Raw genomic sequence first — 26469 nt, forward strand, 5'->3', positions numbered from 1 at the left:
CTCCTTAGCGCGCGGTGCTCGTGTAAGGCAGCAGGGCCACCTCACGCGCGTTCTTGATCGCGGTCGCCACGTCGCGCTGGTGCTGGGTGCAGTTGCCCGTCACCCGGCGCGCACGGATCTTGCCGCGGTCGGAGATGAACTTCCGCAGCAGGGCCGTGTCCTTGTAGTCGACGTAGGAGATCTTGTCGTGGCAGAACAGGCAAACCTTCTTCTTCGGCTTGCGCAGTGCCGGCTTTGCCATCGTGGTGCTCCTTTCAGAGCCCCGCCTTCCGGGCGGGAATGGACTCGGGCTTGTGGACAGGATTTAGAAAGGCGGTTCGTCGCTGAAGTCGCCGCCGCCGCCGCCGAAGCCGCCGCCGCCCTGCTGGCCGCCGCCGAAGCCGCCGCCACCGCCGTAACCGCCGCCGCCCTGGGACGGGGCGGGGGTCGCGGAGGCCCACGGGTCGTCGGCCGGACCGCCGCCGAAGCCGCCACCGCCGCCACCCTGACGGGAGGTGCGGTTGACCTTGGCGGTGGCGTTACGCAGGGACGGGCCGACCTCGTCGACCTCGACCTCGTAAACGGTGCGCTTCTCGCCTTCCTTGGTCTCGTAAGACCGCTGCTTGAGCCGCCCCTGCACGATGACCCGCATGCCGCGCTGCAGGCTCTCGGCGGCGTTCTCCGCCGCCTGCCGCCACACGTTGCAGGTCAGGAAGAGGCTTTCGCCATCCTTCCACTCGTTGGTCTGGCGGTCCATGAACCGCGGAGTGGACGCGATGCGGAATCGAGCCACGGCTTGACCCGTCGGGGTGAAGCGCAGCTCCGGGTCGTCGACGAGGTTGCCGACAATGGTGATTACGGTGTCGCCTGCTGCCATGGCTAGCGCTCGCCTTCCTGCACGCCTTCGCTTGGGTTACGGCTCAGAGTACGGGGCTCCCCCGACAAAAGCCGGGGTTAGTGCACGTCCGGACGCAGAACCTTGGTACGCAGGATGCCCTCGTTGAGGTTCATCTGCCGGTCGAGCTCCTTGACCGTCGCGGGCTCCGCGGACAGGTCGATGACGGCGTAGATGCCTTCCGACTTCTTGTCGATGTCGTAGGCGAGACGGCGACGGCCCCAGACGTCGACCTTCTCCACGGTGCCGCCGTCGTTGCGGACCACGGAGAGGAACTGGTCGAGGGACGGCGCGACAGTGCGCTCATCGAGCGAAGGGTCCAGAATGACCATTACTTCGTAACGACGCATGCGGGACTCCAACCTCCTCTGGACTCTTGCGGTCACGACACTCTGCCGTGACAGGAGGACGCTGACGCCTGTGCCCGGGCGCCCCTTTCGGCAGCCGGGGTGATGGATCACCCATCACAACGCAGCGTGCCCCAGGTTACCAGTCGCGAGTACGTGGGAAGGCCTTTAGGAAACCTAGGGGGTGGTCACAGTGCCACATGTGCTTCAACCCTCCGAAAAGGAGCGGTTCAGGCTCACACTCAACACCGACGGACATTCACACCCTGCGGAGAACGCCCTGGCCGTGGCCGCACTGGCGTGCGGTGTGGTGGCGTTCATCTCGACGTTCTGGGTATCCGCGCACATGATCTCGTCATGGTTCGGCACGCTCGGCTTCGGCGTCGGTCTCTATTCCCAGTACGTGTCGGTGACCACGCCGCAGCGCTCGCTCAACATCATCGGCCTCGTGGGGTCGTTCGTCGGGGCCGCGCTCGGCATCGCCCACGGCGGTTTCCTTCCCCATCCATGAGCGACGGCCCCGGCGCACGTGCTCCGGGGCCGTTCGATATGTGGTTCACCTGCCGATGTGCAGGTCTATGCCGAGCAGGACCAGGAACCAGAGGAACACCGCCAGCAACGCCTCCGCCACGTCCCTGAGCAGTCCGGGGGTGATGTAGTCGTACACCCAGGCCACGTAGATCCCGATCACCACGTAGATCAATAAGACGAGCGTGCGCCAGCGCCATCGTGTCATGTCGCTTCTCCTCGCTTAGGGGGCGCCAGCCGACTTCCCGAACGCGCCTCCACCAAACGGATAAGCTCGTGACATGCTGCGCATCGGAGCCCATGTCAATCAGGACGACCCCGCCGCTCACGCCGCGGAGGTGGGGGCCGAGGTGGTGCAGTTCTTCCTCGGGGATCCCCAGGGTTACGACAAACCGGTGCTGCCCGCCAAGCCGGTCGAGGGCGTCGACATCTACATCCACGCCCCTTATCTGGTCAACGTGGCCACGACGAACAACCGCATCAGGATCCCCAGCCGCAAGCTGCTCGAGCAGCACCTCAAGGCGGCCGCGGGCCTCGGCGCCAAGGGCCTGATCGTGCACGGCGGCCACGTCAACAAGAACGACGACCCGCAGACGGGGTTCGACAACTGGCGCAAGGTGTTCGAGCGCATGGAGTGCCCGATCCCCGTGCTGATCGAGAACACCGCGGGCGGCGGCAACGCGATGGCGCGCAAGCTGGAGCGCATCGCCCGCCTGTGGGAGGCGCTCGACGGGTTCGACGTGGGCTTCTGCCTCGACACCTGCCACGCGCACGCGGGCGGCGAGGAGCTGGTCGACCTGGTCGAGCGGGTCAAGGCGATCACCGGGCGGATCGACCTGGTCCACTGCAACGACTCGCGCGACGACTTCGACTCCGGCGCCGACCGCCACGCCAACCTGGGCAAGGGGAAGATCGATCCCGACCTGATCCTGGCGGTCTGCCGGGCGGCCGGGGCGCCGATCGTGGTGGAGACGCCCGCCGAGGGCCAGGCCGACGACATCGCGTTCCTGCGGAAGAACCTCTAGGAAATACACACAGCCTGTGGATAACTTTCCTGGATTACTTAGACGAAGAAGCGGGTATAGAGATCAGCCCGCCCACGCGCCGCTCAGGAACCGCCCCGCGTTGAGCAGCATGAGCGGCCCGAGGATCAGCGCGTACAGCACCAGCACCCACGGCTTCCTGGTCGAGACCTTCGCGACCAGCACCCACAGCGGGAACCACAGCAGCAGCGAGCGCGGGATCGACAGGTAGTACGCCGACGTCATCAGCGCCGCCGCCTGCAACCCCGTGTAGACAAGCTCGCTCCACCTGCGCAGCAGGAGCAGCCAGATGAGCACCGCGAACGCCACCACGGCCCCGGCGATCTCCATCCGGAAGGCCACGGCGAAGTCGTCGGAGCCCATGGCCGAGCGCCAGGTCGTCTTCCACGCCTGCCAGGGCCACACGAAGTCGCGCCCCCACCCGGCCTCCTGCGCATGCTTCCAGGCCAGCCAGTCCCCCGAGCGGCTGTAGTGGTAGTACGAGTACGCCACCAGCGGCACGAACGGCACGGCCAGCCATCCGGCCCGCCGTACGGACTCCTTGTGCGTGACGAACTCCACGACGAGCGCGATCGCGAGGAACAGCCCCGTGATCCGCACGCACGAGGCCCCCGCCGCGAGCGGCGCGGCGGCGGACCACAGCCCCCGCCTGGCGGCCAGCCAGGCCGGGATCGCGAAGGCCAGGAAGAGCGACTCGCTGTAGCCCGCCGCCAGGAAGACCGCCATCGGGAAGAGCAGCAGCGCCAGCACCGCCATCCAGCCGGACGCGCCCTCCATCTCGGCCAGCCGGGCCAGCGCCACCATGGCCACCGCCCCGGCGACCAGCGAGATCAGCAGCCCGGCCGCCGCCCAGTCCGGCACGATGACGTGCACGGCCCGCAGCACCACCGGTAACCCGGGGAAGAACGCGGGCAGCCCCTGGTCCACCGGCCGGCCGGGCTCGCCGTCGTAGCCGTACTGGGCGATCGTGATGAACAGCCCGGCGTCCCACTGGCGCCACTTGCCGGTGTACGCGGTGAGCGCCGTCCCGAGCAGCGTCGCCATCAGCAGCCCGGCCCGCGAGCCGAGCCAGAGCAGCAGCGCGTCCCGGCCGGCCGAGCGGGTGATCATCGGACGGCGGAGGTGAGCGTGAACCGGTCGGGCGCGTCGTCGAAGACGCCGCCTCCCTGATCGTCGATGTCCGCCTGGCGCACCACATCCTTGTGCGGACGGAGGATGTCCCTGACCACGAACGCCATCATGATCCCGATCGTGATGACCCGCCCCCATACGGCGGTGAAGTACGTGTCGTCACCGATGCCCAGGTCGTTCCGGCTGAGCGGTGGCTGGGCGAGCAGGTAGAGCCAGATGGCGGCGAAGTACCAGACCTCGGCGAGCTGCCACAGCACGAGCGGCTTCCAGTTGGGCCTGGCCAGCACGGCGAACGGCACCAGCCAGAGCACGAACTGCGGCGACCACACCTTGTTCGTCATCATGAAGGCCGCCAGCGCCAGGAAGCAGATCTGCGCCAGCCGGGGCCGGCGCGGCGCGGCCAGCGTGAGCACGGCGATGCCCAGGCACAGGATGGCCAGGGAGGCCATGCCGAGCCTGCTCACGTCGCCCTCGCCCAGGATGGCCCAGCCCTTGCTCTGGAAGAACAGCCACGGCGATCCCCAGTCGACCCCGCGCTCCTCGGAGAAGACGTAGAACCTGCGCCAGCCATCCCACGCTAAAACCATGAACGGCACGTTGACGACGAGCCACGCGCCGGCGGTCGAGGCCAGCGTGACCAGGAACGGCCGCCATCGCCCGGTACGCCACGTGAGCAGGAACAGCGCGCCCAGGAACATCAAGGGGTAGAACTTGGTCGCGATGGCGAGCCCCAGCAGCACCCCGGCCAGCACCTGTTGGCGGCGTGCCCAGGCCAGCAGCATGCCCATCGACAGCGCGCCCGCGACCAGGTCCCAGTTGATGTAGGCGGCCAGCACCACGGCGGGCGAGACGGCGTACCAGAGCGCGTCCCACCGCCGCGTCGGCCCGGCCACCGCGGCCATCAGCAGCACGCCGGCCACCAGGCAGACGCCGAGCAGGACGACCGTCAGGTCGTAGAACCTGACCGCCTGCGCGACCCTGTCAGGCGTGAGCGCCCTGGCGATCCAGCTGATCACCTGCATGACCTCGCCCAGCACGACCGGGTACTCGACCTGCTTGTCGAACGGCACGTGGGCGAAATAGGGGTTCTGCGTCGCCAGCTCCCTGTCGAAGTACAGGGGGTAGATGTCGGTGTAGCAGAAGTTCGTGTACGTCGAGACCTGGTCATTCCAGCCGCCGGTGCGGCACGGCAGCCGCACCACGTACGCGAGGGTCGCCCCCAGGGCGGCGATCAGCCCCAGGGGGAGGTACGGCACGGCGCGCGCCACGAAGGGGGCGCGCGCCTCCGTGCTCGTCACCGCTCCTCAGACCTGGGCATCGAGGCCCAGCCCGTGGGCTTCGGCGCGGGCAGCCGGCCGCCACCGTTGCCGTGACCGTTGCCGTTGTTGCCGCCGGCCACGTCGCCGTTGGCGGTCTGCGGGAACCCGGTGTCATCGCCGCCATCGTCGATGGTCGGCTCCTCGGTGGGGGTGACGTTGTCGTTGCACGGGTTGACGAAGCAGTCCTGGTTGCCCTGGTCGCCCAGCGGGTCGTCCCCGGTGTCGAACGGGTCGTCCTCGGTCGGCTTCGGCGTGGGCGTCGGGCTCGGCACGATGTTCTCGGGCACCCCGATCTCGGCCCGCTTCGGGAACTGCTCGACGGGCAGGCCCTCGTGGGCGAGCGTCATGAACTTGTGCCAGGTGGCCGTGGGCGGACCGGCCCCTTCGAAGCCCAGGGACACCTCGTATGCCGTCGAGTAGGGGTTGTCCCTGTTGTACTTCGAGCTCGGCTTGCCGCGGGGCGTCTCCGGGCAGCTGGAGTTGATGGGCTCCACGACCCTGCCCTTCTTCGTCTTGCACTGCTCGCGGTAGAACCCGACGGCGGCCGAGATCTGCGGCGTGTAGCCGACGAACCAGGCCTCTTTCTCGTTGTTGTTCGTGCCGGTCTTGCCGGCGGCCGGCCGGTTGCCCAGGCCCTGGCCCGCCGCGGTGCCGCTGCGCAGCACCTCCTGCATGGCCACCGTGGCGTCGGCGGCCACGCCCGGGTCGACGACCTGCTTGGAGGCCCGCTGCTCGGGGTAGACGACCTGCTTGCCCTGCCTGACTTCCTGCACGACGTGGTACTTGGTGTACTTGCCGCCGTTGGCGAAGATGGAGTAGCCGGCGGCCTGCTCGACCGCGCTCACCGGGGCGCTGCCGATGGCGAACTGGTAGCTGTGCTCGTTGACGTCGGCTTCCATACGCTTCTGGTCGAACCCGGCCGACTCGACGAGGTTCTTCACTTCATCGATCTTGCCGGGCAGCGCGTATGCCATCGACACGTACGCCGTGTTGACCGACTGGGCGGTGGCCTTGACCACATCGATGGCTTGGCCGACGTTGTGGCTGTTCCTGATGCCTTCCTTCTGGATGCCGGGAATCTCCTTCGGCACCGTCTCGTTGCCAGGCACGTAGCTCTTGAGCGAGTAGCCGGCCTGCAGCCAGGCCGCCAGCACATACGGCTTGAACGCGGAGGCGGCCTGCTTCTTGGCGTCGAAGGGCTCGTTGAACGGGTCCTTGACGTAGTTGCTGCCGCCGTAGAACGCCAGGATCCGGCCGTTCTTCGGGTTAACGGCGGCCAGCCCCGCGTGGTACTCCTTGCTCATGCTGCTGGTCGTGCTCTGCACCGCCTCCTTGGCGGCCAGCATGAGCTTCCTGTCGAAGGTCGAGGTGATGTGGAAGCCGCTGCTCCTGACCGCGTCAGGGGGGAGGCCGCGATCCTTCAGCTCCTGCAGGACCTGCATCACCATGTAGCCCTTGAGGCCACCGAGCTCGTTCTCGTTGCTGTCCTTGCGGATCTTGGGCCACTTGGCGGTCTGCGGGAGGTTGCCGTACCTGTCGGGCCACTGCTGGGCCATGTACTGGATGGTGGTGGTCCAGCGGTCCTTGAGCGCGGGGGCGTCAGGCTCCCAGTTGGGCTGCTGGATGCGCGCGGCGAGATAGGCGCCCTGCTCGGGAGTCAGCTTCGCGGCCGTGGCGCGGTCACCGAAGTACGCCTTGGCGGCGGCCTCGACGCCGTAGGCCCGGCCGAAGTTGACGGTGTTCAGGTAGTTCTCAAGGATCTTTTCCTTGGACAGCTTGTCGTTGATCTTGACCGCGACGAAGATCTCGCTGATCTTGCGCTTGATCGAGATCTCTCGGTTGAGGCCGTCGTAGTAGTTACTGGCCATCTGCTGGGTGATCGTCGAGGCGCCCTGCAGCTGCTGCCCGGTCGCGGTCATGTAGAGCGCGCGGAACATACCGGAGATGGAGATGCCGGAGTCCTCGTAGAACGTCTTGTTCTCGATGGCCACCGCGGCGTCCCTGACCGTCTGGTCCATCTTCGAGATCGGGACGATCACGCGCTTCGTGCCGAGCTTGGCGATCTCGGTCTTGCCGTCCCGGTAGTAGATGGTGCTCTGCTGCGCGACCGCGTCGGCCTTGGCCTGGTCGACGTCCGGCACCGGCGTGTTGGCGTACGCGATCATGATCATGCCGAAGAAGCCGGCCGCGAGCACCACGAACCCGGCCACGACGATCTTCCAGCTCGGCACGAACCTGCGCCAGCCACCCTTCCCGCCGTCCTTCTTGGTCGGCGGCCCTGGTGGCTCGGGCGGCCCGCCTTCGCCCCGCCTTCGCGAGCGCCGCGGCGCGTCGCTGACGATCGTCTCCTGGTTACTCAGCGTGCGCGGGTCCTGGCGGGCGCGCGAGCGCGGCGGCGGCTGGTCGCCGCGGCCGGGACCCTCGTCGTACGGCTGCGCCGCCATGGCCCCGGTCTGCTCGTAGGCGGCTTCCGGACGACGCGGCGGCTCCGTCGCTCCCCAGCCCGGTTCGCCGGTTTGCGGGGGGGAACCAGCGGGCACAGAACGGGATGAGCTGGAACGACGGCGCCTCCCCGGGCGGGCCGTCCCCTCATTCATGCTGTTACTCAACACGTCCTCGCATCGTCGTCGGAACATAAACGGCGGTTGGGCGTGAGGTTCTCGCCGCCCTCGGTCTTCACGCTTGGCCGGCGGGGTCAGGCGGTCCGTTGCCAAGGACGTACGAAACCGTCAGGTGGTTCCAGGAACAACCTTGGCAGACCTCGACCACGTACACGCGGAACTCATCGTAATCATGAGCCATTGCGACGAGTTCTGACGTGACCTTTGCCTGACCGGCATGCCGCCCAAGGGAATCGCCGTAGACATAGGTCACGTTGGTGACGTTCTCCCTCTCGCAGACCGGGCAGAGGCGTTCGGTCGGCTCGCCGAAATAGCGCGCCGCGCGAAGGAGGTACGGCTGTGCGTCACAGACATCGCCGCGCGACGAACGCCCCGCGCGCAGAGAGCGGACCACCGCCCGTTTCGCCAGGCCGTAATCCACCACCCTTCTCTGTGACCACATGAGCGCCAGACTACGGCGTTTTGCGACTCCATCCCAACGGCTTGGCAGATTCGTAGATTGCAGCCATATAGCGGGTCGACGTATCCTCAAGATGTATCGGCTCGATACATCGACGCGAGAGGAGGCGGTTCCGGTGGCCGGCGGACAGGGCAGGGTCTTGGAACTGGCCGTGCTCGGGTCACTGCACGAGACTCCGCTACACGGCTATGAGCTGCGCAAACGGCTCAACGCCCTGCTGGGGATGTTCCGCGCGTTCTCCTACGGTTCGCTGTACCCCTGTCTGCGGTCGCTGCTGACTCAGGGCCTCATCGCGGAGGAGCAGCCCGCTCCTGCCACGATCGTCGGCGGCCGGTCGAAGATCGTTTACAAGCTGACCGCCGAAGGCAAGGAACGGCTGCAAGAGCTGCTGACGCAGGCCGGTCCTTCCGCCTGGGAGGACGAGAGCTTCGGCGTGCACTTCGCGTTCTTCCGCCACACCGAGGCGGAGGTGCGCCTGCGCATCCTCGAAGGGCGTCGCAGCCGGTTGGAGGAGCGGCTCGACGCGGTGCGCACAGCGCTGGCGCGCACCAGGGAGCGTCTCGACAGTTACACGCTCGAGCTGCAGCGTCATGGGCTCGAGTCGGTCGAGCGCGAGGTGCGCTGGCTGAACGAGCTGATCGCAACGGAGCGTCGGGCCTCGTCCGAGGACAGGCCCGAAGGAGATACCACGTCAACTGATGAGTAAGGGAGCGAGTGCGATGGGTTCGGTTCGCGTGGCCATTGTCGGTGTCGGCAACTGCGCGTCGTCGCTGGTCCAGGGCGTTCACTACTACAAGGACGCCGACCCGGAGGTACGGGTGCCGGGCCTGATGCACGTGAAGTTCGGCGACTACCACGTCGGCGACGTCGAGTTCGTCGCTGCGTTCGACGTGGACGCCAAGAAGGTCGGCCGGGACCTCTCGGAGGCGATCGTCGCCAGCGAGAACAACACGATCAAGATCTGCGACGTGCCGCCCACGGGGGTGACGGTCCAGCGCGGCCACACCTTCGACGGCCTGGGTGAGTACTACCGGGAGATCGTCGAGGAGTCCGACGAGGCGCCCGTCGACGTGGTCCAGGTGCTCCGTGACAACCAGGTCGACGTCCTGGTCTCCTACCTGCCGGTGGGCTCGGAGGAGGCGGACCGTTTCTACGCGCAGTGCGCCATCGACGCGGGTGTCGCCTTCGTCAACGCGCTGCCGGTCTTCATCGCCTCCGACCCGGTGTGGGCGGAGAAGTTCACCGAGGCCGGGGTGCCGATCGTCGGTGACGACATCAAGTCGCAGGTCGGTGCCACGATCACGCACCGCGTGCTGGCCAAGCTGTTCGAGGACCGCGGGGTGGAGCTGCTGCGCACGTACCAGCTCAACTTCGGCGGCAACATGGACTTCATGAACATGCTGGAGCGCAAGCGGCTCCAGTCGAAGAAGATCTCCAAGACGCAGTCGGTCACCTCGCAGATCCCGCACGAGATGGGCAAGGCCGACGTGCACATCGGGCCGTCGGACCACGTGCCGTGGCTGGACGACCGGAAGTGGGCGTACGTGCGGCTGGAGGGGCGGTCGTTCGGCGACACGCCGCTCAACCTCGAGTACAAGCTCGAGGTCTGGGACTCGCCCAACTCGGCGGGGATCATCATCGACGCGGTACGGGCCGCCAAGATCGCCCTCGACCGCGGGATCGGGGGGCCCATCCTCTCGGCTTCCTCGTACTTCATGAAGTCGCCGCCGGAGCAGTTCTCGGACGACGAGGCCCGGGAGTACGTCGAGAAGTTCATCCGGGGCGAGGTCGAGCGCTGACCCGCCGCTGATGCTGCCCCCGGCGCCGCGCTACACGCGCGCCGCAGGGGGCAGCTCGGACGGCGACGCGGGCTGCCAGGTCGCCGGGTCGGAGCCGAGCTCGTCGAGGAGCGGCACCTGCTCCCGGCACCAGGGCGAGATCGCCAGCAGCCCGTTCAGCACCCCCTCGGTGAACTCCTTCCACGGCATCCACCGCGTCTCCCCCACCTCTTCGGGGTTGGGCACGACGGGCGAGGAGACCGTGACGCGGTAGACCGGGCAGAGCTCGTGCTCGACGATCCCGTTGGCCATGACGGCGCGGTAGGCGAAGGTCGGCAGCATCAGGTCGATGCTCTTCACCGCGAGCCCCAGCTCGTAGGAGAGCCGCCGCTCGACCGCCCGGTCCAGCGGCTCGCCCGGCAGCGGGTGGCCGCAGCAGCTGTTGGTCCAGATCCCCGGCCAGGTGACCTTGCGGTCTGCCCGCCTGGTGAGCAGCACGCGGCCTTCGTGATCGAAGACGTAGCTGGAGAACGCCAGGTGCAGCGGCGTCTCGCGACCGTGCACCTCGGACTTGGGCGCGGTGCCGAGTGCGTGGCCGGCGCTGTCGACCAGCACAACGTGTTCCTCAATCGTCACGCTATGAAGCGTACGAGATCATGCCGACCGCTGGTAACCCATGGGCCGCCTGCAACGCGAACATCTCCCGGCATCGTAGGGGACGCGGAGGACTAGGCTTGCGGCGTGTCGTTCGTCGCCGACCTACGTGTCGTCCTGCGGGGCCGAGATTTCCGCCGGTTGTTCGCCACCCGGCTGATCTCCCAGTTCTCCGACGGGATCTTCCAGTTCGGCGTGACGGGGTTCGCCTTCTTCAGCCCCGAGAGCCAGACGACCGCGATCGAGGTGGCCGCGGGGCTGGCCGTGCTGCTGCTGCCGTACAGCGTGCTCGGGCCCTTCGTCGGCGTCTTCATCGACCGCTGGTCGCGACGGCAGATCCTGGTGGTCGCGCCCATCGTGCGCGGTGCGCTCCTGCTGGTCACGGCGGGGCTGGTCGCCGCCGACGTGCCGGACCCGGTGTTCTACGCGGCGGCGCTCGGCGTCCTCGGGGTCAACAGGTTCTTCCTGTCCGCGCTCGGCGCCTCACTGCCGCACGTGGTGCCGGCCGACCGGCTGATGGCGGCCAACGCGGTCGTCCCCACCTCCGGCACCGTGCTGACGTTCGTGGGCGCGGGCGTGGGGTTCCTGCTGCGCGAGGTGTTCGGCGGCACCGACCGGGGCGTCGCGCTGCTGCTGGTGACCTCCGGCGTGGTGTTCGGGCTGAGCGCGCTGGTGGCCCGGACGATGGCACGTGACCTGCTCGGCCCGGAGTACGACCCCAGGAAGCCGCAGGCGCGCGAGGCCCTGCGCAACGTGCTGATCGGGCTCGCGGACGGCGCCGGACACCTCGTCCGCCACCGCGTGGCCGCCGCCACTGTGGGAGCGATGGCCGCGCACCGCTTCCTCTACGGCATGGCGACCGCGCTCGGCATCATCCTCTACCGCTACTACTTCACCGACGGCGACCCCGAGGCCGCCCTGCGCGGGGTCAGTATCGTCGTGGCCACGTCCGGTGTCGGCTACTTCCTGGCCGTGATCATCACCCCGTACGCGACCGCGCGGTTCACGATCACGCGGTGGGTGCCGATCGCGCTGTCGGCGGCCGGGGTGCTGACGGCCGCGCTGGTGCTGCCGTTCCAGGAGTGGGGGCTGCCGGCGGCCGGGTTCGTGCTCGGGGTGGCCGGGCAGAGCGTCAAGATCTGCGCCGACACCACGGTCCAGCGCGACGTCGAGGACATCTACCTGGGCCGCGCGTTCTCCATCTACGACATGCTCTTCAACGGCATGTACGTGCTGGCCGCGGCCCTGGCGGCGGTGATCCTGCCCGCCAACGGCAAGTCCTACGTCGCCGTCGCGATCATCTCCGTCGGCTACCCCGTGGCGGCCCTCGTCTACCGGATGATCATCCGCCAAGGCCGTTCGACCGAGCCCACTCCGACAACGCCTCGGTAGCCGCCTCCTTGCCGATCAGGCCCTTGTCGAGCCTGAGCTCGAGCAGGAACTTGTAGGCGCGCCCCACCACCGGCCCGGGCCCGACGCCCAGGACGCGCTGGATCTCGTTGCCGTCCAGCTCGGGGCGGATCTTGGCCAGCTCCTCCTCCTCGGCGAGCCTGGAGATGCGCTCCTCGAGGTTGTCGTAGGTGCGGGACAGCGCCGCCGCCTTGCGCTTGTTGCGCGTGGTGCAGTCGGCCCTGGTCAGCTTGTGCAGCCGGTCCAGCAGGTGACCGGCGTCGCGCACGTAACGGCGTACGGCGCTGTCGGTCCACTCGCCCGTGCCGTAGCCGTGGAAGCGCAGGTGCAGCTCGACCAGGCGCGCGACGTCCGTCACCACGTCCTTGGGGAACTTCAGCTCGGTGAGCCGCTTCTTCGTCATCTGCGCGCCGACCACCTCGTGGTGGTGGAACGACACCCGCCCGCCCGTCTCGTGGCGGCGCGTCTTCGGCTTGCCGATGTCGTGCAGGAGCGCCGCCCAGCGCAGGGTCCGGTCGGGCTTGCCGTCCTCCTCCTGCGCGATGGCCTGGTCGAGCACGGTCAGCGTGTGCTCGTAGACGTCCTTGTGCCGGTGGTGCTCGTCGATCTCCAGGCGGAGCTTGGGCAGCTCGGGCAGCACGTGCGCGGCCAGGCCGGTCTCGACGAGCAGCCGCAGGCCCTCGCGCGGGTTGGCGCCGCAGATGAGCTTGTCGAGCTCGTCGCGGATGCGCTCGGCCGAGACGATCTCGATGCGCCCGGCCATCTCGGTCATCGCCGCCACGGCCTGCTCGTCCACGCGGAACCCGAGCTGCGAGGCGAACCGGGCGGCCCGCAGCATGCGCAGCGGGTCGTCGCCGAAGGACTGCTCGGGGGTGCCCGGCGTGCGCAGCACCTTGGCCCGCAGATCGTCGAGCCCGCCGTAGGGGTCGACGAACTCGTGCCCGGGCAGCCGCACGGCCATCGCGTTGACCGCGAAGTCGCGCCGCTCCAGGTCCTCCTCGAGCGTCTCGCCGTACATGACCTCGGGCTTGCGCGACTTCGGGTCGTACGACTCGCTCCGGTACGTCGTCACCTCGATCAGCCAGCTGCCCTTGCGCAGCCCCACGGTGCCGAAGTCGATGCCGATCGTCCACACGGCGTCGGCCCAGTCCCTGACGATCTCCAGCACCCGCTCGGGGCGGGCGTCGGTGGTCAGGTCGAGGTCGTTGCCGATGCGGCCGAGCAGCAGGTCGCGTACGGGTCCGCCGACGAGGGCCAGCTCGTGCCCCTGCGCGGCGAAGAGGCGGCCGAGCTCGTCGGCCACCGGTGCGATCTTGCGGAACAGGTCCGTCATGGCCCGTCGCTGGCTGTCAGTCAGAGTTGAGTCGGACAAGCGGATTGGTCCTTCTTGTGCTGCCGAAACATATCCCCCGAGCCACACCGGGTCGGGGTTACCGTCGGTCTTGGGACCGTCGGGGGCCATGGAACAAGGCAAGGAGGACTATATGAAGGACGCCCTCGCGATCCACCGCTGGCTCCTCGCACACCAGGTCCATCATGAGATCGTACGCCTTCCGCGTCCCATGACATGCGCGGAAGATCTGCCGGAGGCGGTCTCGGCGGCACCCGACAGGTGCCTGATGGTCACTGTGCTCGAAGTCGCCACGAGGGTCGGCCGCGAGGTCGTCATCGCGTTCACCTCCCCCGTGTCGGCGCCACCGCCGCTGGGAGCCGTCGGTGGAGTGCTCGGTGTACGCCGGGTGCGACCGGCCCCGGCCCACGTGGTCAACGCGGCCACCGACTACGCGAGCGGGCTGGTGTGCCCGCTGCTGCTGCCGAAGTCGCTGCCCATGTTCGTCGACGACCGGCTGCTGGACGACGACGATCCCGTCTACGACGATCCGGTCTACACGGCCACCGGCGAACGGCACACCGCACTGGCCCTGCGCGTGCTCGACCTGTTGGCGCTCCTGCCAGGCAAGATGGTCGACCTCCGCGCGAAAGGATCACGTGAGGCGGTCGCGCGGCGGCACTGAACCCGTACCATTGCGGGCGTGCGTCGTCGTACTCCAGCTCGGGCATTCGCGTGATCCGTAAGGCCACGCTGCTCTTCGCGTTGCTCGCCTTCACCGTGGTGGCGACCGCGCCGGGCGCGGCTGCCACGAAGACCGCGAAGGCGAGCAGGCAGAACATTTCCCTCTCGATTTCATCGATGTCGCCGCAGCCGGCGACCTCGCGGGCCGATGTGATCAAGTTCACCGGCACGCTGCGCAACAACGGCAGCACGCCGATGAACGGCCTGAGCGTACGCCTGCGTTACTCGCCACAGAAGTTCCCCGACCGCGCCACCATGGCCGCCTACGAGAGCGACCCGGCGGCACTCCCGCCCAACGTCTCCCCCACTTCCCGCTTCGACGTCCAGGCGCTGGCCGCGGGCGCCCAGGTGACCTGGGAGTTCATCGCGACGCCCGCGCAGCTCACCTACCCCGCGGTCCCCTCTTTCGGGGTCTACCCGGTGGCCGTGGAGGTGTCCCAGTTCAACGTGGCGATCACCCCCGCGCAGCGCACGTACGTCACCTACGCGCCGCCCACGGTGCCGAAGCTGCCGCGCAACAAGCTCGCCATCGCCCTGCCCGTCATCGACCAGCCGCACCGGGCGACCGACAACCCCCTGTTCCTGGACGACAAGCTGAGCCAGTCGGTGACCGGCAAGGGGCGGCTCGCCGATCTGGCGCGCATCGCGCAGGCGGCCCCCAAGAACGTCAGCTGGTTCGTCGAGCCCGGCCTGCTCGACGACCTCACCGCGATGTCCAAGGCGAAGTACCAGGTCAAGACCAAGGACGGCGTCCAGGACAGGCCGGCCAGCGCCGAGGCCACGAGCTGGCTGACGACCATGGGCACCGCGCTGGCCGCCTCTCCGGTGTTCGCGGTCCCGTACGCCGATCCCGACGTGGCCGCGCTCGCGCACCAGGGGCTGGACGCGCAGCCCGGCAAGGCGATCGCGCTGGGCAAGCAGAAGCTCGCGTCGCTGCTGCGGCGCGAGGTCAAGACGAACGTCAACTGGCCGCCCGCGGGCGTGCTCGACGCCGACGCGCTCGACCTGCTCTCCGTCAGCACGGACAAGGTCGACAAGGTCCTGCTCAACCCCACCAACCTGCCGCCGCAGCCACCCGTGCCGTTCACGCCCGACGCCGCCGCCACGCTCGACTCGGTGAACGGGCCCGTCACCGCATTGATGGCCGACGCCGGGCTGAGCAAGCTGTTCGAGCCGGCGGCCGGCACATCGACGCTGCTCAGCACGCAACGCTTCATCGCCGAGACCGCGATGATCGCCGCGGAGCCCGGCCAGACGTCGCCCAGGTCGATCGTCATCGCCCCGTCGCGCCGCTGGGACCCCAACCCGAAGCTCGTCACCGAGCTGATGAAGACCGCGACCAAGCTGCCCTGGCTGAAGCTGACCCCGATCGACTCGCTGAAGCCGACGAGACTGGCCGTCCCGCGCGCCGGGCTGACCTACACCGATCAGGACCGCAAGGACGAGCTGACCGGGAAATACCTCACCCCGGTCAAGGAGGTCACCTCGGAGGCGCAGCTCACGTCCCTGATCACGGAGAGCAAGGCGCCGTCGGCCTTCGACGCGGCGGTGCTCAGGCTGACCTCGTCGGCCTGGCGCAACAACACCCGTGTGGGCCGCTCGGCGTACAAGCTGGTCAACGCGGCGGTGACGGCCCAGATCGACATGATCAAGATCACCGGGTCCGGCCCCAACCGGACGCGCACGCTGGCGGGCAGCAGCGGCGTGATCCCGATCAGCGTCAAGAACGAGCTGGGCGTGCCGATCGCCCTCCACATCGACGTCACGTCCAACAACCCCGAGCTGCTGCAGGTCAACTTCCCGCCGAAGCAGGAGCCGATGACGATCGGCCCTCGGCAGAGCGGCATGGTGCAGGTGCCGATGAACGCCGCCCCCGGCACCAGCGGCGACGCGACGGTGACCGTCCAGCTCAAGACGGCCGACGGCCAGCCGTACGGCGAGCCGCAGCGGCTGACCATCCGTACGACCGGCTACACCGGGATCGCCTCGGTGATCGTGGGCGCCGCGCTGACCGTGATGCTCGCCGCCGTGGTGACGCGGGTGCTGCGACGCAGGTCAGAACGGAAGCTCGCGCGCGCAGCCAAGACCCGGGAGAGTGAGTCCGTATGAGCCGCATGCTTCGGGCCAGCGCCGTCATGGCGGCGGGCACGATGGTGTCCAGGGTGACGGGGTTCGTGCGGACCATGGTGCTGGCCTACGCCATCGGCACGGCCGCACTGGGCGACTCCTACAACGCCGCGTACGCGATCCCGTACAGCATCCTCGACCTGCTCCTTCTCGGCGTGCTGAGCAGCGTCGTGGTGCCGATGATCGTCCGGGCGCAGCAGCACGACCCCGACGGCGGCCGGGCGTACGAGCAGCGGCTGCTGACGCTCTCCGCGGTGGTGCTGATCGGGGTGGCGGTGGTGGCGGTGTTCGCCGCGCCGCTGCTGATCGACCTCTACACCGACTGGGCTCCGACCAGCCCCAAATACGAGGCCGCGGTCATGTTGGCCCGCTTCATCCTGCCGCAGCTCGCCTTCTTCGGCGTCGGCGCGGTGGCCGGCGCCATCCTCAACACCCGCGACCGCTACGGCGCTCCCATGTGGGCCCCCGTGGCCAACAACCTGGTCGTCATCGGGGTGTTCCTGGTCTACGCCGTGCTGGGCTTCGGCAGCGACGTCAACATGGTCAGCACCGGTGGCCTGGCGCTGCTCGGCGTGGGCACCACGGCGGGCATCGTGGTCCAGGCGGCCATCCTCGTCGTCGCGCTCAAGCGGGTGGGATTCGCCTTCGTGCCCCGCTTCGACGTGCGCAACGCCCGGCTGGGCGAGATGGGCAGGGCCGGCGTCTGGACGATCGGCTACGTGATCGTCACTCAGCTCGGCTTCATGCTGACCACCAACCTCGCCAGCGCGGCGGGAGAGGTGGTGAGCGGCCACGGCATCAGCCCGTACACGCTGGCGTTCCAGCTCTTCCAGCTCCCGTACGGCGTCATCGGCGTCTCGGTGATCACCGCCATGCTGCCCAGGATGAGCCGGGCCGTCGGCGAAGGGCGGCTCGACGACGTGCGCAGCGAGTTCGGGTCGAGCGTGCGGCTGATCTGCTCGCTCATGGTGCCGGTGTCGCTGCTGCTCATGGTGCTCGGTCCGGCGATCACCGTGCCCATCTACGGCCACGGCGCCAACAGCGTCGCCGACGCCGTCTACATCGGCAACGTGCTGCAGGTGTACGGGCTCGCGCTGGTGCCGTTCGCACTGTTCCAGCTGCTGCTCCGGGTCTTCTACAGCTTCGGCGACACCCGCACGCCGGTCTTCATCGGCGCGGGCACGACGGCGGTCAACGCGGCCCTCATGGTGCTGTTCAACGCGCTGCTGCCGGCCCGTTACGTCGTGATGGGGCTGGCGCTCGCGTACGCCATCGCGTACGCGCTGGGCGGGCTCGCCGCCTGGTGGCTGGCCAGCCGCCGGGTCCGAGGGCTGGGCGGCTGGACCATCGGCATGGCGCTGACCAGGATGTACCTCGCGGCCATGCCCACGGCCGCGGTGGCGCTGGCGGCGGTCTGGGTGGTCACGGGAGTGTTCACCGGGCTAGGGTTCGTCAACTCCCTGATCGTGCTGGCCGTGGGCGGGGGCCTGGGATTGCTGCTCTATCTCGGCGTCGCCCACAGAATGCGCATCCCGGAGGTCAATTCCATCGTTGGGATGGTCGCGGGGCGGGTAGGTCGGTAAAGAACGCGGGCCGATTCCACTCGGCACTACCATGGAGCCCGACACGCGCGAATGGAAGCAGGAGGGGCGTGGGCGGATCCACCCGGCATAGCGTGCCTTCGTGGGACACCACCACGCAGGTGATTCAAGTCATGAACACGCCCGATCGGCCAAGCGGAGTGAGCCTGTGAGCACGTCGGCCGTCGAACCCGGCACCCGTCTGGCCGAGCGTTTCCGGCTCGAGGACCGCGTCAGCGAGTCCGACGGCGCCACGCTGTGGAAGGCCATCGACGAGATACTCGCGCGGCCCGTGGCCGTCCACACGTTCGCGCCCGACTTCCCCCGCGTGCACGAGGTCGTCACGGCCGCCCGCGCCGCGAGCCGGCTGACCGACCCGCGCCTGACGCAGGTGTTCGACGCCGCGGAGGAAGAGAAGGCCGCTTACGTCGTCAGCGAGTGGGTCACCGGCGAGTCCCTGACCGACCTGCTCGCCTCCGGCCCGCTGGAGCCCGAGCGGGCGGCCGGGCTGGTGGCCGAGGCCGCGGAGGCCCTCGCGCACGCCCACGAGGCGCAGCTCTACCACCTGTGCCTGCGCCCGTCCCACCTGGTGTGGACGACCGGCAACACGGTCAAGGTGCTCGGCGTGGCCGTCGACGCGGCGCTGTCCGGGCTCACCACCGACCAGCCGGCGCTCGACGACGCCGAGGGCCTCGGCCGGCTGCTGTACGCGGGGCTGACCGGCCACTGGCCGGGCGACGAGGAAGAGGGCGGGCTGCCCGCGGCCCCCATGACCGACGGTCACTTCTGCACGCCCCGCCAGGTCACCGCCGGGGTGCCGAGCTACCTCGACACGGTCACCGTACGCGCGTGCCTGCCCGAGGCCCGCAAGGGTCAGGGCGCGCTGGCCAGCCCGTCCCAGGTCGCCGAGGCGCTGGCCGACGTGGCCAGGCCCATGCCGATCCCGATCGCCTACCCCTCGACCCCCGCGGTGGCCTCCGCCTCCCACACCGAGGGCCTGGACATCGCGCACCGCCAGCAACTCACGGTCCCGCCGCTGCCGCCCACGCCGCGCCCCCCGCACAACGGCGGCGGCAGCACGCTCAACCGGGTGCTGATGACGCTGGTCGTGCTGCTCGTCATCGCGGCCGTGGGCGTCGGCGCCTGGACGATCGGCCGTAGCCTGGGCAGCCCGACCACGCCCGAGGCAAAGGGCGGCACCCCCAGCAGCTCCACGTCGGCCTCGGCCGAGGCCCAGGTGGTCAAGCCGAAGAAGGCACAGGGATTCGACCCACTCGGCGACAAGGACGAGAAGTCCGACATGGCCGAACTCGCCATCGACGGCAAGCCCAGCACCCTGTGGAAGACGGAGGGCTACACCAGCGCCGACCTGGGCAACCTGAAGAAGGGCGTCGGCCTGCTGCTCGACATGGGCAAGTCCATGCAGATCAGCGACGTGGTCGCTACGCTGTCCGATGCTCCGGGTGCGACGGTCGAGCTCAAGGTGGGCGACTCGTCCGATCTGGGCTCGCTGAAGACGGTGGCGACTCAGAAGAACGCGGCCGGCAAGACCACGCTGGCCCCTGATCAACCGGCAACCGGTCAGTACGTTTTGATCTGGTTTACGCGTCTTCCGGCGGATGCGGGCAACTTTCATGGCACCATCTATGAGGTAGTGGTGCACTCTCCCGGATCGGCATAAATCAGGAATCCCTCTTGTGAACTCCCCACCCGAGACACCCTCAGCAGCGGAGCGGCCGGCGGTCACAGACGCCGAGCTGCTGACCGCGCATATCAACGGGGATCCACACGCCTTCAGCGAAATCGTCAAGAGACACCGCGACCGTATGTGGGCGGTCGCCCTGCGTACGCTCGGTGACCCTGACGAGGCCGCCGACGCCGTGCAGGATGCCTTCGTCTCCGCATACCGCAAGGCCGCCACGTTCCGCGGCGAGGCGGCCGTCACCACCTGGCTCCACCGGATCGTGGTCAATGCCTGCCTCGACCGGATGCGCCGTAAATCGGTCAGACCCGTCGCGGACGACGAGCTGATCGAGGCCGCCGAGCGTGAGACCCCGCTGCCTGACCAGACCGTCGAGCGCGAGGTCTCGATGGAGGTTTCGGCCGCGCTCAAACTGCTGCCCAGCGACCAGCGCGCGGCGCTGGTGCTCGTCGACATGATGGGCTACTCGGTCGAAGACGCAGCTCAGGTGCTCCAAGTGCCGAGCGGCACGGTGAAGAGCAGGTGCGCGCGAGGGCGCGCGAAACTTGCCCCAATTCTTTCGCATCTGCGGAACCGATCGGACCTCAATCGCGTCTCATCCGCGAAGGGAGCAGAACTTCGTGACGGGTGATACGCACTACGATCTGGAAATCCTGGCCGAGCTGGCCGAGGGTCTCCTAGACGTCGACACGGCGCGCCAGGTCCGCGGGCATCTCGCGGTCTGCGACCCCTGTGGGGAGCTGCTGGCAGACCTGGCGGCGGTTCGCGAGGTGCTCGCGGCGACCCCCACACCGGCCATGCCGATGGGTGTCGCACTGCGCATCGACAAGGCCTTGGCCGCCGAGGCGGAGTCCCGGCGGGGAGGTGTCGGCCTCGTGGAACCACCCGACTGGGATGAGCTCATGCGGGACTCCCCGTGGGAGCGACCAGTCGAGGTGGCCACCGAAGCAGCCCCCGAGCCGGCCCGCGAACCGGCCCGCGAACCGGTACGCCTTGGAGTGGTCTCCGACGACGGCACGATCGTCCCGGCCAAGCGCCGGGCCTCGCGGCGGCGCCGATGGGCGATGCCCGCGATCGCGGCCGCGGCGGCCGCGGCGGTGGTGGGCGCGGTCGTGACCTCGACCAGCCTGCTGGTGAGCGCCGGCGGTGGCAGCGAGGCCACGAACGGTGGCGTCCAGGCGCAGCCCGCGCCCACGACACCGGCCAAGGTGCATCCGCGGGCCAAGTCGTACGGGCTGACCGACAGCGGCCACAACTACAGCGACCAGGACCTGCGCCAGCCGCTGGAAGGCATGTTCGGCTTCCAGCGCATGATCCCTGAGGGTCCCGACGACGCGGGCAAGGTCGACAAGTGCGTGAGCCGGGTGGCGAGCCGGTCGAAGCTGCCGACGTACGCGGTGGACCAGGGCCAGTACAACGGACAGGAGGCCCTCATCGTGGCTTCCTGGAAGGACAAGGCCACGCAGAAGCTGCGGATCGACATCGTGGACCCGTTCAACTGTAAGAACCTCCGGAAGCCCGCTCTGGGCCACTGGTAGGCAGAGCACGCGTAAAGAGCCCGCCCAGGCGGGCTCTTTCGCTGTGCGGGGGGCCCATGTGGGGGCGTCGTGTGCGGAGCAGGGAATCACGGCGGCCTAGGATCTGTTGACGCGGGTGCAACAGCAGACGAGGAAGGCGTGGAGCGTTGAGCGACGTTCGTAACGTGATCATCATTGGATCCGGCCCAGCTGGCTATACCGCGGCCGTCTACTCCGCGCGCGCCGAGCTCAAGCCGCTGGTCTTCGAGGGCTCCGTCACAGCCGGCGGCGCTCTCATGAACACCACCGACGTGGAGAACTTCCCCGGTTTCCCCGACGGCATCATGGGCCCCGACCTCATGGACAACCTGCGCAAGCAGGCCGAGCGATTCGGTGCCGAGTTGGTGACGGACGACGTGGTCGAGGTGGACCTGGAGGCCAACCCCAAGGTCGTCAAGACCCACACCGACACCTACTACGCCAAGTCCGTCATTTTGGCGATGGGTTCCGGCTACCGGGAGCTCGGCCTGGAGAACGAGAAGCGCCTGTCGGGGCACGGCGTGTCCTGGTGTGCGACCTGTGACGGCTTCTTCTTCCGCAACAAGGACATCGTGGTTGTCGGCGGCGGCGACACGGCGATGGAGGAGGCCACGTTCCTGACCAGGTTCGGCCGCATGGTGACCGTGGTGCACCGCCGCGACGAGCTGCGGGCCAGCAAGATCATGCAGGAGCGGGCGTTCGCGAACGACAAGATCCGCTTCGTCTGGGACTCCGAGGTCGTGGACGTGCTCGGCGACACCCACGTCGAGGCCGTGAAGCTGCGCAACGTCAAGACCGGCGAGGAATGCGAGCTGGCCACTGACGCGTTGTTCCTGGCCATCGGGCACGATCCGCGTACCGAGCTGGTCAAGGGGCAGATCGATCTCGACGAGAACGGCTACGTCAAGGTGGCCTCGCCGTCCACGGCGACCAACATCGACGGCGTGTTCGCCGCGGGAGACGTCGTCGACCACACCTACCGCCAGGCCATCACCGCCGCCGGCACCGGCTGCGCGGCCTCGCTCGACTCCGAGCGCTGGCTGGCCAACAACGAGAAGTAAGTAAGGAGCGCACCGTGAAGGCTGTCACCGACGCCTCTTTCGCAGCTGACGTACTCAAGAGCGACAAGCCCGTGCTGGTCGACTTCTGGGCCGAGTGGTGCGGCCCGTGCCGTCAGGTCGCGCCCATCCTCCAGGAGATCGCCAACGAGCACGGCGACAAGCTGGAGATCGTCAAGCTCAACATCGACGAGAACCCGGAGGTTCCGCGCCAGTACGGTGTGCTCCAGATCCCGACGATGAACGTCTACAAGAACGGAGAGGTCGTGAAGCAGATCATCGGCGCCAAGCCGAAGGCCATGCTGCTGCGCGAGCTCGACGGCATCATCTGATCGCTCTCCCGCGGTCGCGCCCGGCCCCCCGCTCTCTGTGGCGGGGGGCTTTCGCGTTGTTCTCGGATGTACGGCCCTCAGGGGTCGTCAGACGGGACGTAGGGCGCGTTCCGGACTCATGGAGCCCAGGAGCCGCTCCAAGGCCACCTCGACGTCCTCACGCCACGAGACGGCGGTCTTGAGCTCGAGCCTGAGCCGCGGAAAACGCAAATGCGGACGAACCGTCTTAAAACCAACAGAAAGCAAGTATTCCGCCGGAACTACGCAACTAGGCTCTTCCCACTTGAGGTCGCCAAAAGCTTCAATGGCTTTCACTCCGCGCCTGGTCAAGTCTTTGGCCACGCCCTGGATGAGCATTCGCCCCAGCCCGCCACCCGAGAACTCCGGAATGATGTGCGCCGTCATCAGCAGCACCGCGTCGGCGCTGACCGGCGAGGTGGGGAAGGCCACGGAACGGGGGCTGTAGAGCGGCGGGCTGTAGAGCACGAACCCCGCCGGGACCCCGTCGACGTACACGATTTTCCCGCAACTGCCCCATTCGAGCAGTGTGCCGGAGATCCAGGCCTCCTTCTCCAGCGCGGGATCGCCTGACTCCACCGCCCGCTCCCCGCTGACCGGATCGAGCTCCCAGAACACGCACCTTCGGCAGCGCCGAGGCAGATCTTCGAGATTGTCCAGGGTTATGTTGACCAGCCGGCGCGACAACTACGGCCCCCTGTCGTTGACCCGGAAAAGCCCGCGAAAACCGCGTCCACAGGTGGCATCGTAGCCCAGTGGAGATGCTGCCAGCGGACACCACGACGGTCGAGCCCGTCACGGGCGACATGTCCGGTTAGCGTAATCTGGTATTTCAGTCCGATATGACACCTAGGAGGTGGGCCGTGACAGGAGAGCTGGATCACGGTCAGACACCCGCGACTCAAGGGTCGCGCATCGACGCATACGTCGATCGGTACGCCGCGCGAGCTACCGGGATGGTCGCCTCCGAGATCCGAGCTCTTTTCGCCGTCGCATCGAGGCCCGAGGTGGTCTCCCTCGCCGGCGGCATGCCGTACGTCACGGCTCTTCCCCTCGACATGGTCGGCGAGCTGGTCTCCGACCTCGTCACCAGGCGCGGCCCTGTCGCGCTGCAGTACGGTTCCGGCCAGGGCGACCCGCACCTGCGTGAGCAGATCTGCGAGGTCATGCGGCTGGAGGGGATCCACGCCGGGGCGAACGACGTGGTCGTCACCGTCGGGTCGCAGCAGGCGCTCGACCTGATCACCCGCATCTTCATCGACCCCGGCGACGTGGTGCTCGCCGAGGGTCCCTCGTACGTGGGCGCGCTGGGCACGTTCGCCGCCTATCAGGCCAAAGTCGTTCATATCGCTATGGACGAGCAGGGCATCGTGCCCGAGTCGCTGGCTCAGACCATCTACGCGCTGGAGACGGCCGGGGCGCCCATCAAGTTCCTCTACACGATCCCGACCTTCCACAACCCCGGCGGCGTCACCCTGAACATCGCCCGCCGGCAGCAGGTGCTCGACATCTGCCAGCAGGCCGGGATCCTGATCATCGAGGACAACCCGTACGGACTGCTCGGGTTCGACGGGGAGCCCATGCGGGCCCTGCGGGCCGACAATCCGGACGGCGTGGTCTACCTGGGGTCGTTCTCCAAGACGCTCGCCCCCGGCTTCCGCGTCGGCTGGGCGCTGGCCCCGCACGCCATCCGCGACAAGCTCGTGCTGGCCATGGAGTCGGCCGTGCTCTCGCACTCCTCGTTCACCCAGCTCGCCGTGGGCCAGTACCTCGCCACGCAGCCGTGGCAGGAGCAGATCAAGACGTTCAGGGAGCTCTACCGCGAGCGCCGCGACGCGCTGCTGGACGCGCTCGACTCCCTGATGCCCCCCGAGGTGACGTGGACCCGTCCCGCCGGGGGCTTCTTCGTCTGGGCGAGCCTGCCGGAAGGGCTCGACTCCAAGGCCATCCTGCCGCGGGCGGTGGCCGAGCGGGTGGCGTTCGTCCCGGGGACCGGGTTCTACTCGGACGGGAGCGGCGCCCGGCACATGCGGCTCTCGTACTGCTACCCCGAACCCGACCGGATCCGGGAAGGGGTGCGGCGGCTGGCCGGGGTGATCGAGCAGGAGATGCAGCTGCGCGACACGTTCGGCACCGGCTCGGTCCGCGACCACCTGGGCGTCGACACTCCCGGCCCCGATCTGGCCTAGCGCCACCTTCCGGGCGGGGCCAGGCGGCCCCGCCCGGCCCTCCGCATGCCGCTGGGCGGACGCGCCATGGCGTCGGCACCGTGCCTGGCGACGACGCCATGGCGGTACGGTTGGACAGCGGCGCGTGCGATCAGCGGAGGAGAAGTGATGAGCGATCTGGGCCACGTGCTCGTGCTGGCCGGAGGTCTCTCCTACGAGCGAGAGGTGTCGCTTCGCTCCGGTCGCCGAGTCAGCGAGGTGCTGCGTGCGGCGGGCGTCGATGTGGAGACCCGCGACACCGACGCTTCCCTCGTGCCGTCGATCCTGGCTGACCCGCCGGACGCCGTGTTCGTGACGCTGCATGGTGGCGCGGGCGAGGACGGCGCGATCCGCTCCGTCCTGGAGCTGCTCAACGTCCCGTACGTGGGCGCCGACCCGGACGCGTGCCGGGTCGCGTTCGACAAGCCCACCGCCAAGGCCGTGGTGCGCTCCGTCGGCCTGCGGACGCCCGAGTCGGTCACGCTGCCGAAGGAGACGTTCCACGACCTCGGCGCCACGGTGGTGCTGGGCCGCATCGTGGAGCGCCTCGGCCTCCCCCTGTTCGTCAAGCCCGCCCGGGGCGGGTCGGCGCTGGGCGCCTCGATGGTCCGTACGGCGGAGGAGCTGCCCGCCGCGATGGTCGGCTGCTTCGCGTACGGCGACACGGCGCTGATCGAGCGGTACGTGGAGGGCATCGAGGTCGCGGTCTCGGTCGTGGACCTGGGCAACGGCCCGGTGGCCCTGCCGGCCGTGGAGATCGTCCCGGACGAGGGCGTCTACGACTACGCGGCCCGCTACACGGCCGGGCACACGGAGTTCTTCGCTCCCGCCCGCCTTTCGGCCCAGGCGGCCGCGGCCTGCGCGGAGACGGCGGTGACCGCCCACACGGCGCTCGGCCTCCGTGACGTCTCCCGTACGGACCTGATCGTCGACGCGGCCGGCATCCCGCATTTCCTGGAGGTCAACGTGGCACCGGGGATGACGGAGACGTCGCTCCTGCCGATGTCCGCCGAGGCCGCCGGCCAGGACCTCGGGGACCTCTGCCGCACCCTCCTCCAGAACGCGGCCTCCCGCTCCCGCGCCTGACCCCTCCTCCACAACGCGGCCTCCCGCTCCCGTGCCCGACCCCTCCCCCAGAATGCGGCCTCCCGCTCCCGTACCCGACCCCTCCCCCAGAATGCGGCCTCCCGCTCCCGTACCCGACCCCTCTCTCGCTGCACGGCGCGGCGAGTTCGGCCGACGGCGCCCGTCCAGCAGCACGACTTCGCCGCGCCGGGCACTTTGGACAGCCGACGCTTCTGGCGCCCGGCTCCCTTAGAGCGATTCGACGCGGCGCCGCCACGCAGACAGCGGACGCTGAGCGCCCGCTCCCAGAGGACGACTCGAGGCGGCGCGCCGCCACGCAAACGGCCAACGCTCCTGCGTGCCTGCCTCCAGAAGACGACTCGACGCGGCACCGCCACGCAGACGGCCGACGCGACTCGGGCAACAAGCGATGCTGCGTGCCATCCCTTCCCTCAACAAGGGGGCGCGTGCCATCGTCGGACTCGGCGCTACACCGCCCGATACGGATGGCACAGGGACGACGCGGTAGCGGCGTCGCACCGGCCACTCCTTGCCCCCTCGCGCCCACAGAACGAACGGACGACG

General features: G+C 68.7%; 26 protein-coding genes. 15 read left to right on the forward strand and 11 right to left on the reverse strand.

Annotated elements, in window-relative coordinates:
- Window positions 1–4: 4 nt before the first annotated feature.
- The 3 genes from rpsR to rpsF form a co-directional block, all read right to left on the reverse strand.
- Window positions 5–241 (reverse strand): 30S ribosomal protein S18, encoded by a 237-nt coding sequence (rpsR, locus tag AB0H84_RS30700; protein WP_020543048.1) that lies wholly within the window; start codon window positions 239–241, stop codon window positions 5–7.
- Window positions 242–304: 63 nt separating this feature from the next.
- Window positions 305–856: a single-stranded DNA-binding protein gene (locus AB0H84_RS30705; RefSeq protein ID WP_357611681.1), complete on the reverse strand. Its 552-nt coding sequence runs from the start codon at window positions 854–856 to the stop codon at window positions 305–307.
- Window positions 857–933: 77 nt separating this feature from the next.
- On the reverse strand, window positions 934–1224 hold the full coding sequence (gene rpsF / locus AB0H84_RS30710) for a 30S ribosomal protein S6 (RefSeq protein WP_080044189.1): 291 nt from the start codon (window positions 1222–1224) through the stop codon (window positions 934–936).
- A 199-nt stretch (window positions 1225–1423) separates the two neighbouring features.
- Here rpsF and AB0H84_RS30715 point away from each other — a divergent pair, with 199 nt between their 5' ends.
- Window positions 1424–1732 (forward strand): hypothetical protein, encoded by a 309-nt coding sequence (locus AB0H84_RS30715; RefSeq protein WP_357611684.1) that lies wholly within the window; start codon window positions 1424–1426, stop codon window positions 1730–1732.
- A 45-nt stretch (window positions 1733–1777) separates the two neighbouring features.
- Here the strand turns inward: AB0H84_RS30715 and AB0H84_RS30720 are convergent, their stop codons facing one another.
- The gene (locus AB0H84_RS30720) at window positions 1778–1957 is read right to left on the reverse strand and encodes a hypothetical protein (protein ID WP_357611687.1); all 180 of its coding nucleotides are present in this window, start codon (window positions 1955–1957) and stop codon (window positions 1778–1780) included.
- A 73-nt stretch (window positions 1958–2030) separates the two neighbouring features.
- On the opposite strand from AB0H84_RS30720, the gene AB0H84_RS30725 reads away from it, so the two are divergent.
- Entirely contained in the window at window positions 2031–2774 is a 744-nt protein-coding gene (locus AB0H84_RS30725; RefSeq protein ID WP_357611690.1) for a deoxyribonuclease IV, read from the forward strand.
- A 63-nt stretch (window positions 2775–2837) separates the two neighbouring features.
- On the opposite strand, the gene AB0H84_RS30730 is transcribed toward AB0H84_RS30725, so the two are convergent.
- From AB0H84_RS30730 to AB0H84_RS30745, 4 genes are all read right to left on the reverse strand, one after another.
- A complete protein-coding gene (locus AB0H84_RS30730; protein ID WP_357611693.1) occupies window positions 2838–3902 on the reverse strand; it encodes a mannosyltransferase family protein in 1065 nt (354 codons plus the stop codon).
- Entirely contained in the window at window positions 3899–5221 is a 1323-nt protein-coding gene (locus tag AB0H84_RS30735; RefSeq protein WP_357611696.1) for a glycosyltransferase 87 family protein, read from the reverse strand. Before AB0H84_RS30735 ends, AB0H84_RS30730 begins: the two co-directional genes overlap by 4 nt.
- Window positions 5218–7686, reverse strand: a complete 2469-nt coding sequence (locus tag AB0H84_RS30740; RefSeq protein WP_357611699.1) for a transglycosylase domain-containing protein — start codon at window positions 7684–7686, stop codon at window positions 5218–5220. Before AB0H84_RS30740 ends, AB0H84_RS30735 begins: the two co-directional genes overlap by 4 nt.
- 232 nt (window positions 7687–7918) lie before the next feature.
- On the reverse strand, window positions 7919–8305 hold the full coding sequence (locus AB0H84_RS30745; protein WP_357611702.1) for a DUF5318 family protein: 387 nt from the start codon (window positions 8303–8305) through the stop codon (window positions 7919–7921).
- A gap of 133 nt (window positions 8306–8438) precedes the next feature.
- Here AB0H84_RS30745 and AB0H84_RS30750 point away from each other — a divergent pair, with 133 nt between their 5' ends.
- Together AB0H84_RS30750 and AB0H84_RS30755 are read left to right on the forward strand one after the other, a co-directional pair.
- Window positions 8439–9029, forward strand: coding sequence for a PadR family transcriptional regulator (locus AB0H84_RS30750; protein WP_357611795.1), 591 nt, complete (start codon window positions 8439–8441; stop codon window positions 9027–9029).
- 13 nt (window positions 9030–9042) lie between these two features.
- Entirely contained in the window at window positions 9043–10122 is a 1080-nt protein-coding gene (locus tag AB0H84_RS30755) for an inositol-3-phosphate synthase (RefSeq protein WP_357611705.1), read from the forward strand.
- Window positions 10123–10152: 30 nt separating this feature from the next.
- On the opposite strand, the gene idi is transcribed toward AB0H84_RS30755, so the two are convergent.
- Window positions 10153–10737, reverse strand: a complete 585-nt coding sequence (gene idi, locus AB0H84_RS30760; protein ID WP_357611708.1) for an isopentenyl-diphosphate Delta-isomerase — start codon at window positions 10735–10737, stop codon at window positions 10153–10155.
- 105 nt (window positions 10738–10842) lie between these two features.
- Between idi and AB0H84_RS30765 the strand changes: the two genes are divergently transcribed.
- Window positions 10843–12147 carry an MFS transporter gene (locus AB0H84_RS30765; RefSeq protein ID WP_357611711.1) on the forward strand — a complete coding sequence of 435 codons (1305 nt, stop codon included), beginning with the start codon at window positions 10843–10845 and terminating at the stop codon, window positions 12145–12147.
- On the opposite strand, the gene AB0H84_RS30770 is transcribed toward AB0H84_RS30765, so the two are convergent.
- Window positions 12098–13498: a CCA tRNA nucleotidyltransferase gene (locus tag AB0H84_RS30770; RefSeq protein ID WP_357611798.1), complete on the reverse strand. Its 1401-nt coding sequence runs from the start codon at window positions 13496–13498 to the stop codon at window positions 12098–12100. The genes AB0H84_RS30765 and AB0H84_RS30770 overlap by 50 nt on opposite strands.
- 151 nt (window positions 13499–13649) lie before the next feature.
- Between AB0H84_RS30770 and AB0H84_RS30775 the strand changes: the two genes are divergently transcribed.
- The 8 genes from AB0H84_RS30775 to trxA all read left to right on the forward strand — a co-directional run bounded on the left by AB0H84_RS30775 (window position 13650) and on the right by trxA (window position 22594).
- Entirely contained in the window at window positions 13650–14180 is a 531-nt protein-coding gene (locus tag AB0H84_RS30775; protein ID WP_357611714.1) for a YbaK/EbsC family protein, read from the forward strand.
- A gap of 50 nt (window positions 14181–14230) precedes the next feature.
- Window positions 14231–16348: a DUF6049 family protein gene (locus AB0H84_RS30780; protein ID WP_357611717.1), complete on the forward strand. Its 2118-nt coding sequence runs from the start codon at window positions 14231–14233 to the stop codon at window positions 16346–16348.
- Window positions 16345–17949 (forward strand): murein biosynthesis integral membrane protein MurJ, encoded by a 1605-nt coding sequence (murJ, locus tag AB0H84_RS30785; protein WP_357611720.1) that lies wholly within the window; start codon window positions 16345–16347, stop codon window positions 17947–17949. The genes AB0H84_RS30780 and murJ overlap by 4 nt, the downstream gene beginning before the upstream one ends.
- Before the next feature lie 166 nt (window positions 17950–18115).
- Window positions 18116–19627 (forward strand): protein kinase family protein, encoded by a 1512-nt coding sequence (locus AB0H84_RS30790; protein ID WP_357611723.1) that lies wholly within the window; start codon window positions 18116–18118, stop codon window positions 19625–19627.
- A gap of 16 nt (window positions 19628–19643) precedes the next feature.
- A complete protein-coding gene (gene sigM, locus AB0H84_RS30795; RefSeq protein WP_185069557.1) occupies window positions 19644–20279 on the forward strand; it encodes an RNA polymerase sigma factor SigM in 636 nt (211 codons plus the stop codon).
- Window positions 20269–21186: a hypothetical protein gene (locus tag AB0H84_RS30800; RefSeq protein ID WP_357611726.1), complete on the forward strand. Its 918-nt coding sequence runs from the start codon at window positions 20269–20271 to the stop codon at window positions 21184–21186. Before sigM ends, AB0H84_RS30800 begins: the two co-directional genes overlap by 11 nt.
- Window positions 21187–21332: 146 nt before the next feature.
- A complete protein-coding gene (gene trxB / locus AB0H84_RS30805; RefSeq protein WP_357611729.1) occupies window positions 21333–22265 on the forward strand; it encodes a thioredoxin-disulfide reductase in 933 nt (310 codons plus the stop codon).
- A gap of 14 nt (window positions 22266–22279) precedes the next feature.
- Window positions 22280–22594, forward strand: coding sequence for a thioredoxin (trxA, locus tag AB0H84_RS30810; protein WP_344999712.1), 315 nt, complete (start codon window positions 22280–22282; stop codon window positions 22592–22594).
- A gap of 87 nt (window positions 22595–22681) precedes the next feature.
- On the opposite strand, the gene AB0H84_RS30815 is transcribed toward trxA, so the two are convergent.
- A complete protein-coding gene (locus AB0H84_RS30815; protein WP_357611732.1) occupies window positions 22682–23299 on the reverse strand; it encodes a GNAT family N-acetyltransferase in 618 nt (205 codons plus the stop codon).
- A gap of 269 nt (window positions 23300–23568) precedes the next feature.
- Between AB0H84_RS30815 and AB0H84_RS30820 the strand changes: the two genes are divergently transcribed.
- Both AB0H84_RS30820 and AB0H84_RS30825 read left to right on the forward strand, forming a co-directional pair.
- Window positions 23569–24801 carry a PLP-dependent aminotransferase family protein gene (locus AB0H84_RS30820; protein WP_357611801.1) on the forward strand — a complete coding sequence of 411 codons (1233 nt, stop codon included), beginning with the start codon at window positions 23569–23571 and terminating at the stop codon, window positions 24799–24801.
- 147 nt (window positions 24802–24948) lie between these two features.
- Window positions 24949–25905: a D-alanine--D-alanine ligase gene (locus AB0H84_RS30825; protein WP_357611734.1), complete on the forward strand. Its 957-nt coding sequence runs from the start codon at window positions 24949–24951 to the stop codon at window positions 25903–25905.
- Window positions 25906–26469: the final 564 nt, after the last annotated feature.

This window comes from Nonomuraea sp. NPDC050786 (assembly GCF_040654115.1).
Taxonomy (GTDB): Bacteria; Actinomycetota; Actinomycetes; order Streptosporangiales; family Streptosporangiaceae; genus Nonomuraea.

Excerpts from the sequence above, each read along its gene's own strand:
- rpsR (WP_020543048.1), bottom strand. The coding sequence starts at position 241 with ATGGCAAAGCCGGCACTGCGCAAGCCGAAGAAGAAGGTTTGCCTGTTC.
- AB0H84_RS30705 (WP_357611681.1), bottom strand. The coding sequence starts at position 856 with ATGGCAGCAGGCGACACCGTAATCACCATTGTCGGCAACCTCGTCGAC.
- rpsF (WP_080044189.1), bottom strand. The coding sequence starts at position 1,224 with ATGCGTCGTTACGAAGTAATGGTCATTCTGGACCCTTCGCTCGATGAG.
- AB0H84_RS30720 (WP_357611687.1), bottom strand. The coding sequence starts at position 1,957 with ATGACACGATGGCGCTGGCGCACGCTCGTCTTATTGATCTACGTGGTG.
- AB0H84_RS30725 (WP_357611690.1), top strand. The coding sequence starts at position 2,031 with ATGCTGCGCATCGGAGCCCATGTCAATCAGGACGACCCCGCCGCTCAC.
- AB0H84_RS30730 (WP_357611693.1), bottom strand. The coding sequence starts at position 3,902 with ATGATCACCCGCTCGGCCGGCCGGGACGCGCTGCTGCTCTGGCTCGGC.
- AB0H84_RS30740 (WP_357611699.1), bottom strand. The coding sequence starts at position 7,686 with ATGGCGGCGCAGCCGTACGACGAGGGTCCCGGCCGCGGCGACCAGCCG.
- AB0H84_RS30745 (WP_357611702.1), bottom strand. The coding sequence starts at position 8,305 with ATGTGGTCACAGAGAAGGGTGGTGGATTACGGCCTGGCGAAACGGGCG.
- AB0H84_RS30755 (WP_357611705.1), top strand. The coding sequence starts at position 9,043 with ATGGGTTCGGTTCGCGTGGCCATTGTCGGTGTCGGCAACTGCGCGTCG.
- AB0H84_RS30770 (WP_357611798.1), bottom strand. The coding sequence starts at position 13,498 with ATGACGGACCTGTTCCGCAAGATCGCACCGGTGGCCGACGAGCTCGGC.
- AB0H84_RS30775 (WP_357611714.1), top strand. The coding sequence starts at position 13,650 with ATGAAGGACGCCCTCGCGATCCACCGCTGGCTCCTCGCACACCAGGTC.
- murJ (WP_357611720.1), top strand. The coding sequence starts at position 16,345 with ATGAGCCGCATGCTTCGGGCCAGCGCCGTCATGGCGGCGGGCACGATG.
- AB0H84_RS30820 (WP_357611801.1), top strand. The coding sequence starts at position 23,569 with ATGGTCGCCTCCGAGATCCGAGCTCTTTTCGCCGTCGCATCGAGGCCC.
- AB0H84_RS30825 (WP_357611734.1), top strand. The coding sequence starts at position 24,949 with ATGAGCGATCTGGGCCACGTGCTCGTGCTGGCCGGAGGTCTCTCCTAC.